10 protein-coding genes and 1 tRNA gene are annotated in these 8,579 nt (G+C 71.6%); 6 read left to right on the forward strand and 5 right to left on the reverse strand.

The genetic code is table 11. The features are described 5' to 3' along the window. The 3 genes from VIU94_RS38590 to VIU94_RS38600 form a co-directional block, all read left to right on the forward strand. Window positions 1–810, forward strand: an 810-nt coding sequence (locus VIU94_RS38590; RefSeq protein WP_331919252.1) for a replication initiator, incomplete at its 5' end; no start/stop codon positions are given. Next, a complete protein-coding gene (locus VIU94_RS38595; RefSeq protein ID WP_331919254.1) occupies window positions 807–1,016 on the forward strand; it encodes an excisionase family DNA-binding protein in 210 nt (69 codons plus the stop codon). The genes VIU94_RS38590 and VIU94_RS38595, both read left to right, overlap by 4 nt. Then, a complete protein-coding gene (locus VIU94_RS38600) occupies window positions 1,016–2,152 on the forward strand; it encodes a tyrosine-type recombinase/integrase (protein ID WP_331919256.1) in 1,137 nt (378 codons plus the stop codon). The genes VIU94_RS38595 and VIU94_RS38600 overlap by 1 nt, the downstream gene beginning before the upstream one ends. Before the next feature lie 100 nt (window positions 2,153–2,252). Here the strand turns inward: VIU94_RS38600 and VIU94_RS38605 are convergent. Beyond that, a tRNA-Val gene (locus VIU94_RS38605) sits at window positions 2,253–2,327 on the reverse strand. A gap of 176 nt (window positions 2,328–2,503) precedes the next feature. Between VIU94_RS38605 and VIU94_RS38610 the strand changes: the two genes are divergently transcribed. The 3 genes from VIU94_RS38610 (at window position 2,504) to VIU94_RS38620 (ending at window position 5,044) form a co-directional block, all read left to right on the forward strand. Further along, window positions 2,504–3,271: a DUF4097 family beta strand repeat-containing protein gene (locus VIU94_RS38610; protein ID WP_331919258.1), complete on the forward strand. Its 768-nt coding sequence runs from the start codon at window positions 2,504–2,506 to the stop codon at window positions 3,269–3,271. Window positions 3,272–3,343: 72 nt separating this feature from the next. Continuing rightward, window positions 3,344–4,702, forward strand: a complete 1,359-nt coding sequence (locus VIU94_RS38615) for a hypothetical protein (RefSeq protein WP_414721079.1) — start codon at window positions 3,344–3,346, stop codon at window positions 4,700–4,702. 123 nt (window positions 4,703–4,825) lie between these two features. Further along, window positions 4,826–5,044: an FmdB family zinc ribbon protein gene (locus VIU94_RS38620; protein WP_331919260.1), complete on the forward strand. Its 219-nt coding sequence runs from the start codon at window positions 4,826–4,828 to the stop codon at window positions 5,042–5,044. 35 nt (window positions 5,045–5,079) lie between these two features. On the opposite strand, the gene VIU94_RS38625 is transcribed toward VIU94_RS38620, so the two are convergent. The 4 genes from VIU94_RS38625 to VIU94_RS38640 all read right to left on the reverse strand — a co-directional run. Further along, window positions 5,080–5,727: a response regulator gene (locus VIU94_RS38625; RefSeq protein ID WP_331919269.1), complete on the reverse strand. Its 648-nt coding sequence runs from the start codon at window positions 5,725–5,727 to the stop codon at window positions 5,080–5,082. Beyond that, on the reverse strand, window positions 5,727–6,887 hold the full coding sequence (locus VIU94_RS38630; RefSeq protein ID WP_331919262.1) for a sensor histidine kinase: 1,161 nt from the start codon (window positions 6,885–6,887) through the stop codon (window positions 5,727–5,729). The genes VIU94_RS38625 and VIU94_RS38630 overlap by 1 nt, the downstream gene beginning before the upstream one ends. A gap of 235 nt (window positions 6,888–7,122) precedes the next feature. Then, a complete protein-coding gene (locus tag VIU94_RS38635) occupies window positions 7,123–8,001 on the reverse strand; it encodes an HAD family hydrolase (RefSeq protein WP_331919264.1) in 879 nt (292 codons plus the stop codon). After that, window positions 7,998–8,579 (reverse strand): cysteine protease StiP domain-containing protein (locus tag VIU94_RS38640; protein ID WP_331919266.1); only part of this gene is annotated, 582 nt, incomplete at its 5' end. The genes VIU94_RS38640 and VIU94_RS38635, both read right to left, overlap by 4 nt.

Here is an 8,579-nt window from a genome sequence, read left to right on the forward strand (position 1 = left end):
CACTTCCACGCCGTGATCCGTCTCGACGGGCCGGACGGTCCCGTGACCCCGCCGCCGGCCTGGGCGTCGACCGAACTCCTCACCGAAGCCATCCAGGCCGCCGCTGCCCACGCGTGCACCACCGTCGCCGTCCCCGCCGCCAGCGACCAGCCTGCCCGGCGCCTGCGCTGGGGTGCCCAACTCGACGTCCGCCCCGTCAAAGCCTTCGGCGACGGCTCCGACATCACCGAACAAGCCGTCGCCTCCTACATCGCCAAGTACGCCACCAAAGCCGCCGAGACCGTCGGAGCTGTGGACACAGCCGTGCACTGCCGCAAGTGCCGAGGCACCGGCCTGTCCGACCGCTACCCCGTGCCCGGCTCCGCGCTGAGCCGCTGCACCCGCTGCCACGGCACCGGCCTCGCCGAAGACCTCGCCCAGTTACCCGTCACGGCACACATCCGCCGACTCATGGAAGCCTGCGCCACCCTCCAACCCATCTACCCGGACCGCGCACTGACCCGCTGGGCCCACATGCTCGGATTCCGCGGCCACTTCTCCACCAAGTCCCGCCAGTACTCCACCACCCTCGGCGCACTCCGCCAGACCCGCGCCGACTACCGCGCCGCCCAAGAACGCACCGCCCGCGGCCTCGACGACATCCAGCCGGACACCGTCCTCGTCCTCAACTCCTGGCAGTACGCAGGCCACGGCCACACCCCCGGCGAAGCCGCGCTCGCCACGTCCATCGCACGGGACATCCAGCTCAACCGCGAAACCGCCCGCGAAGCCCTACGAGACCAACTCGCCCTGGACGGAGCATCTGCATGACAGACCGACTGCTGACCGTGGGCCAGGCTGCCGAACTCCTTGGTACGACAGAGAGGTTTCCTCGTCGACTCATCGCCGAGCGCCGGATCGTCTTCGTCAAGGTGGGACGCCATGTCCGCATCCCTGAGCGGGCCTTGGAAGAGTTCGTGGCTGCTAATACGGTCCAGCCGATCACCGCTCGCCGCCGGTTCGGGGCGGTGGCCTGATGGCGAACAGCAAGGGGAAGCGTCGTCGCTTCGGTGCCGTGCGCAAGCTCCCGTCAGGCCGATTTCAGGCGCGCTACCACGGGCCGGACGGGCTGACGCGATCAGCACCCGAGACGTTCCCCTCGCAGACGGATGCCGACCGGTGGCTCGTCCGCAAGGAAGCGGAGATCCTTGACGGCCGGTGGAAGAATCCGGACGACAAGGTTCTCTTCGGGGTATACGCCGACGCCTGGTTCAAAGAGCGCGACTACGCGGCGACCACCCGCGAACGCAACGGCAGCGCGCTGCGCCTGCACATCCTGCCGACCTTCGCGAAGGTGGTGCTGAGTGAGATCACCACACCGCAGATCCGTCGCTGGCGTGCCGGCCTTCTGGAGTCCAGTGTTGGTGAACCGACGGTCGCCAAGGCGTACCAGATCCTCCGAGCCATCATGAACACCGCGGTCGACGACGAGCTGATCCAGCGCAACCCCTGCCGCATCAAGGGCGCTGGGGCGGCCAAGACAGCCGAGCGGCCTTTCCTCGACGTCGCCGAGGTCTTCCAGCTCGCAGACGCTGTGCCGGCGCGTTTCCGGGTGCTCATCTTTCTGGCGGCCTTCACCGGTCTCCGCTTTGGGGAGCTGGCTGCGCTCCAGCGCCATGACATAGACCTCGAACGGCGAACCGTCGCCGTGCGGCGTGCGCTGGCCGAGACCCGCACAGACGGCATCCTGGTCAAGGCACCCAAGAGCGCGGCCGGCGTGCGCACCGTCGCCTTCCCTGCTTCCCTGTCGGGGAGCCTGGCCGCTCATCTCGACGTGTTCGCCGAGCAGGGCCGCACCGGGCTGGTCTTCACCGGAGCCAGGGGCGGGCAGCTTCGCCGGAATAACTTCCGGCGCCTGTGGCTGCGGGCCCTTGAGACGACCGGCCTCGGAGACGTCCACTTCCACGATCTGCGCCACACCGGGAACACCCTCGCCGCGACCGGCGGTGCGACCACTCGCGAGCTGATGCAGCGGATGGGCCACTCGTCGGTACGGGCCGCGCTGATCTATCAGCACCTCGTGAACGGCCGTGACCACGTGATCGCCGCCCACGTCGACGAGCAGATCAGGAAGGTTCGGCCGGCCGAGTCCGACGATGCTTCTGGCACGTAACTGGCACGACGCCTCTCCCCCTGCCCCACGGGCCAGGAACGAACAAGGCCCAGGCTCCCGGTTCAGTACCGGTGACCTGGGCCTTTGTCGTGCTTCCTGCTGGTGGGCGCGGACGGTTTCGAACCGCCGACATCTGCTTTGTAAGAGCAGCGCTCTACCCCTGAGCTACGCACCCGTGGAATGAGGCAACAGCGTACATGGCCCCCAGGTGTCTCCCGCAAACCGATACGCAGGTGCGGGGTGAGCCGGGGGGTAACCCCACCATCGATGCGGTGGGGGGCCGGATCGAGGGGGCTGGGGTGGAGTCCCTAGGTTGAGGGGGTAGTCAGACGCTTCACAACGGGGGTCATCGTGTCCGCACACCGCATCCGCACGCTTCTCGCCACAGGCGGGGTCGTGGTCGCCGCACTCGGGGTCACCGGGTGCGGGGCCGCCGACGTCGGCGGGGCGCCGGTCGAGCGGAAGAGCTTCGCGTTCAGTGGCGACACGCTCACGATCGACTCCGACAATTCGGACCTGGAGATCGTGCCGGGCGACGTCAAGGACATCCGCGTGACCCGGCAGGTCGACGGGTGGGTGTTTCTCGGGGACGGGCCGAACCCGTCCTGGCGCATGGAGGGCTCGAAGCTCGTGCTGCGGCTGGAGTGCGACGCCGTCGCCAGCAACTGCGGCGCCCGGCACACCGTCACCGTGCCGCGCAACGTCGTCGTGACCGTCGAGGACGAGAACGGGGACGTGACGGCCGACGGCTTCGCCACGCCGCTGACCGTACGGACCGAGAACGGGGACGTCCGGGTGCGCAACCACGGGGCCGGGCCCCTCGACCTCGGCACCGACAACGGGGACCTCCATCTCGAGAGCGGGAGCCCTAAGACCGTCGCCGCGCAGTCCGAGAACGGCGACGTCACCCTCGCCGTCCGCGCCGTCCCGCAGAAAGTGGACGTGACCAGCGACAACGGCGACATCGACGTGCGCCTGCCGGGCGGCTCCTCCTACGCCGTCACGGCCTCCGCCGACAACGGCGACGTCAGCGTCAAGGTGCCGGACGACAAGAGCAGCGCGAACCAGGTGTCCGCTCGCAGCGAGAACGGAGATGTCGTCGTGCGCACGGCGAACTGACGGACCCGTGTGTTCGTCCTTACCTGGTGGGAGAATGAACCGGGCAGGGCGGACACGGCACGGGAGAGGGATGTGGCGGCGACCCATGCGAGGGGCAGTGCGACGAGTGCCGTGCTGGGGCTGATGATCGGGGTGCCGCTGCTCGCCGTCGCGATGCTGCCCGCTGCGTTCGCGAGCGGGGGCACGCCGCGGCGCTGGTTCGGCGGGCGCGCCGACAGCCAGCGGGCCGGGGCGCAGGCCGCGAAGGACGACGCGGCCGCCGCGTTCTACGAGCTGGACACCGCGCAGCGCGGGCTGCGGATCTCGATCGAGACGATCACCGCCGTGGACAGCTCGCCGGGGGCCCGCCGCGCGGTGGAGGACTTCGCCGCGCTGGGGCGGCGGATCGACGACGTCAGCCACGCGTACATCACCGCCGTGGACGCGCACGACCTGGACCGGGACGACCTGGAGGCCTCGGTCGCCGCCCGGGCCCGGACCGAGCTGACCCGGGCCAAGGACGAGCTGGTACGGGTCAAGGGCGAGCTCGACCGGTTCGAGCAGGGGCTCGGGCCACTGCTCGACAAGGCGGAGACGCAGCTCGTACGGCTCGCCCCGGCCGTCGAGCGGGCGCGACAGGCGCTCCGCGAGGCGAGCACCGCGCTGGACGCGGTGCGCCAGTCCGGGATGCGGGCGGACGATCTCGCCACCCGGCTCGCCCAGCTCGGCCCCGAGCTCACCAAGCTCAACGAGGGCGCCGGCCGGCACGGCGTCCCCGAGACCCTCCAGCGCGCCGACAGCGTGCTGCGCGACGCCGAGGCGGTACGGGCCGAGGCCCAGCGGCTCCCCGAGCGCGCCGCCGAGATCGACAAGCGCCTGGTCTCGCTCCGTACCCGCGCCCAGGCCCTCACCACGCGCGCCGGCGGCGTCGAGCCCGTCCTCAGCGAGCTGCGCCGGCGCTTCGTCGCCGCCTGCTGGCAGGACCTCCAGCACGTGCCCGAGCAGGCCGCCGACCACGTACGGCAGGCCGAGGAGAAGCTCCGCGAGGCCACCAAGGCCCGCAAAGAGCAGCGCTGGGCCGATGCCACGAGCCTCCTCGCCACGCTCCGCGCTCTGCTCAACACGACCGACGAGGCCGTCTCCGCGGCCGGGGACCGGCTGCGCCGGCTCGATGCCGTGGCCAAGGACCCGCAGCAGGAGATCGACCGGACCCGGTTCACCGTCCGCGACGCCCAACGGCTCGCCATGGACGGCCGCAACACCCCCGACCCGCGCCACGCCCGCCCCCTCGACGAAGCCGTCGCCCGCCTGGAACGCGCCGTCGCCACCCTGGAGGGCCGCCACCCCGACTACTGGCACTTCCTGACCGAACTCCAGGCCGTCCGCAACACCGCCGCCCACGTCGTCGAACAGATCCGCGAGGAGCGCGGGGGCGGGAGCGGGCGGGGGTGAGCTTGCGGGGGCCGAGCGGGTGCTCCGCCCGGTGAGGGTGCGGGGCTCCCCGTCCGGAGTTCCGCACCCTCCTCTTCCATGGTCGCGCGGAGAGGCTTCCGCCGGGCCGCTAGCCTGGTCCGCATGCCTCGTTACGAATTCCGCTGCCGGACCTGCGACGACACCTTCGAGCTCAGCCGCCCGATGGCCGAGTCGGGCGACCCCGCCGACTGCCCGGCCGGGCACGCCGACACCGTCAAGCTGCTCTCCGCCGTCGCGGTCGGCGGCTCGGCGAAGGCCGGCCCCGCGCCCACCGGCGGTGGCGGTGGCGGCGGGTGTTGCGGGGGCGGCTGCTGCGGCTGAGCCCGCGGGCACGGGACCCCCTGGGCCGAGCGTCCTCAGTCGCCCAGGTAGCGCAGGACCGCCAGCACGCGTCTGCTGTAGCCCTCCGTCGTCCCGGTCAGCTCCAGCTTGTCGAAGATCGCGTTGATGTGCTTCTCCACGGCGCTCTGCGAGACATGCAGCCGGGTCGCGATCGACGCGTTCGTGTGGCCCTGCGCCATCGCCGCCAGCACGTCCCGCTCGCGGGGTGTGAGCCGAGCCAGCGGGTCGGCGTGGGTGGAGCGGACCAGCAGCCGGCGCACGACCTCCGGGTCGAAGGCCGTCCGCCCCTCCCCCACCCGTTCCAAGGCGTCGAGGAACTCGTCGACCTGCGCCACCCGGTCCTTGAGCAGATAGCCGACCGCCCCCGAGTCCGCCGCCTCCCCGGTCAGCAGCTCGGTGGCGTACCGCTTCTCCACGTACTGGGACAGGACCAGGACGCCCACCGACGGCCAGCGGCGGCGGATCTCCAGGGCCGCGCGCAGCCCCTCGTCCGTGTGCGTCGGAGGCATCCGCACGTCCGCGACGACCACGTCCGGCGGCTCCGCCGCCACCGCCGCCACCAGCTCCACCGCCGTGCCGACGGCGGCCCGCACCTCGTGGCCCTCCTCGACGAGGAGGCGTACGAGCCCCTCCCGCAGCAGCGTCGAGTCCTCGGCCAGCATCACTCGCACGGCAGCTCCGCCCGTACCACCGTCGGCCCGCCGGCCGGGCTGTCCACCTCGAACGCGCCGTCCAGCGCCGCGACCCGGCTGGCCAGACCGGTCAGTCCGCCGCCGTACGGATCCGCCCCGCCACCCCCGTCGTCCCGTACCCGCACGATCAGGTCTCCTCTCTCGTCGTCTGCGATCGACACGTCGATCCGGGTCGCCCCCGCGTGCTTCACGACATTGGTGACGCACTCGGAGACGATGAAGTACGCCACCGTCTCCACCTGCTTGTGCAGCGGACGCCCGACCTCGTAGGTCAACTGCACGGGCAACGGGCTGCGTTCGGCCACCGACTCCAGGGCGACCTTCAGCCCGGCCTCGTCGAGGACCGCCGGGTGGACCCGCCAGGCCACCTCGCGCAGTTCGGCGAGCGCCCGTCTGCTCTCCTCGTGCGCCTGGAGCAGCAGCTCCGCCGCCCGCTCCGGCTCCCGGCTGCGGCGCGCGCGGCCCAGCAGCATCCCGAGCGCCACGAGCCGCTGCTGGACTCCGTCGTGCAGGTCGCGTTCGATGCGGCGGCGTTCGTCGTGGATGGCGTCCACGACGTCGGAGCGGCTGGCGGCGAGCTGTTCGATGCGGCGCTCCAGCTCGTCCTGCTGGTTGGGGCCGACGAAGCGCACCGCCAGGTGCTCCTCCAGGGTGGTGACCCCGAATATCCCCTGGAGGGCGAGGAAGACCAGGAACAGCCCGCCGACCCCGCTCAGCACGACCAACCAGGGGTGATCGATGTCGGTGACCAGCCAGCCGGTGAGCGCGAAGAGGGTGAGGCCCCCGCCGTACGCGCCGACGAACAGGACGGTCCCGCCGAGCAGCCCGAGCGGCCAGCGCAGGGCGAGGTAGCGCATGGCCTGTGCGTCCGTGTCGTCGTAGAAGTCCTCGTAGCCGGAGGGCAGCGGCACGTCGTGGAACCGCTCCAGCCGGCCGGCTTCGAAGCGCACGAGCCAGCGAGCCACCGCGGTCACCGGGCGCAGCGCGGCGCGCCTGCCGCGCGGCCAGGCGAGCAGCGGCAGCAGCACCACGCCCGTGAGCAGCGCGCAGAGCACCTCGACGACCGCGCTGCCGACCCCGATGGCCAGCCCGACGGCACATCTCGCGCACTTCAGAGCCAGTCGTTTCATGATCGCCACGCTAGTCGCGGAGGCCTGGGCTCGTACTGCGGAAAACCTCAGAAAGGTGTGCGGCCGACCGCAGTCCGCCCGCGAGCCCGGAATTCCACCATGGAGGCATGGAGAAATGGATCAACAGCCTCATGGACACGTTGTGCGCCCCCGGTGCCGGAACCGCCGCCCCGCTGGAGCGGGATGGCGGTGGTCGCGGTGCTCTGCTTCGTAGGGATACGCGTCGCCGCGGTGGTCAGGCCGGGTCGGGGAGCGCGTCGGCGGCGTCGCTGAGCAGCTCGGGCAGGGTCGTGCGGTGGGTGCGGGCCGCTGCGCCGAAGCGGCGCAGGATCTCCTCCCCGGCCGCGACGCCGCGGTGGGCGAGCGCGTCCAGATTGGGCGCGGTCCAGTCCTCGTCCGCGAGTTCACCGTGGCCGGGCCGCCAGGCTCGGTCGGCGGCGAGGAGCAGGTCGGCGTCGAGGAGCGAGTCGCCGGCGGCGAGGGTGAGGGTGGCGCCGGAGCGCCGGGCGACCTCCCGCATAGCGGCGCTCTTGGTGAGCGGCTTGGGGACCGCGTAGACCTTGCGGCCCTGGAGGGAGACGGTCCAGCCGCGCTCGCCGGCCCAGGCGGTGAACTCCTGGAGCCAGCCCTCGGGCATCAGTTCGCGCTCGATGACCAGGTAGGCGAAGAGGTCCTCGGCGACGCGGTGCTTGCGCACCCAGCCGGCGTCGGTGGTCTCGATGAAGCGGGCGCGGATCTCCGCGAGTGGGGCGCACTGGGCGGCGAGGCTCCGGACGACGGAGGCGTGCCAGTCGTGGTCGGTGACGCCGTCGACGAGCAGATGGCCGCCGTTGGCGCAGATCGCGTAGCGGGGGGTGGGAACGGGGAGGTGGATGCGCTGGTACTGCTTGCGGGTGCGGGTGGTGGTGGGGACGAAGACGGTGTCGGCGGCTAGCTGTTCGAGGAGCCCGGCGGCGGTCTCGGTCATGTACGACAGGGGCTTGCTCTCGTGGACCTCGACGCAGAGCAGGCGGGGCGCGTGGGCGTCGGGCATGCCGAGGGCGAGCGCGGCGGACGAGTAGATGAGGGTGCGGTCGAGGTCGCTGGCGACGAGGACGGTGGCGGAGGAGGTCACTGGGACACCACCGCCTTGCCGTCGGCGCCTGTCGCACCCCTGGTGAACTGGGGGTGGATCAGGCCGACGCAGGTGTAAGGGAGTTCGTCGACCTCCTCGACGGGGACCCCGCGCTGTTCGGCGAGCAGGCGTACGTGGTCGAGGTCGGCGCCGGCGCCGCGCTTGGCGAGGATCTTCCACGGGACGCGTCGCAGCAGTACGCGTGTGGTCTCGCCGACCCCCGGCTTGACCAGGTTCACATCGTGGATGCCGTACTCCTCGCTGATGCGCTCGACGGCCGCCCAGCCGTCCCACGTCGGGGCGCGGTCCGCGGCGAGCAGCTCCTTGACCTCGGCGTCCACCGCGTCGGCGACCTCGTCGAAGTGCTCGGCGACGGTGTCGAGGAAGTGGCCGGACACATCGGCGTCCGCCAGCTCCCGGTAGAACTTCGCGCCGTGGAAGTCATGCGGGCCGACCAGGTCGGCACGGAGCACCGTGCGCGAAATCAGTCCGGAGACGGTGGAGTTGAGGCAGGCGGACGGGATGAGGAAATCCTCGCGGGTGCCGTAGGTGCGGACGCAGCCGCCCGGGTCGGCCAT

This window comes from Streptomyces sp., from assembly GCF_036566765.1.
In the GTDB taxonomy this organism is placed as follows: domain Bacteria; phylum Actinomycetota; class Actinomycetes; order Streptomycetales; family Streptomycetaceae; genus Streptomyces.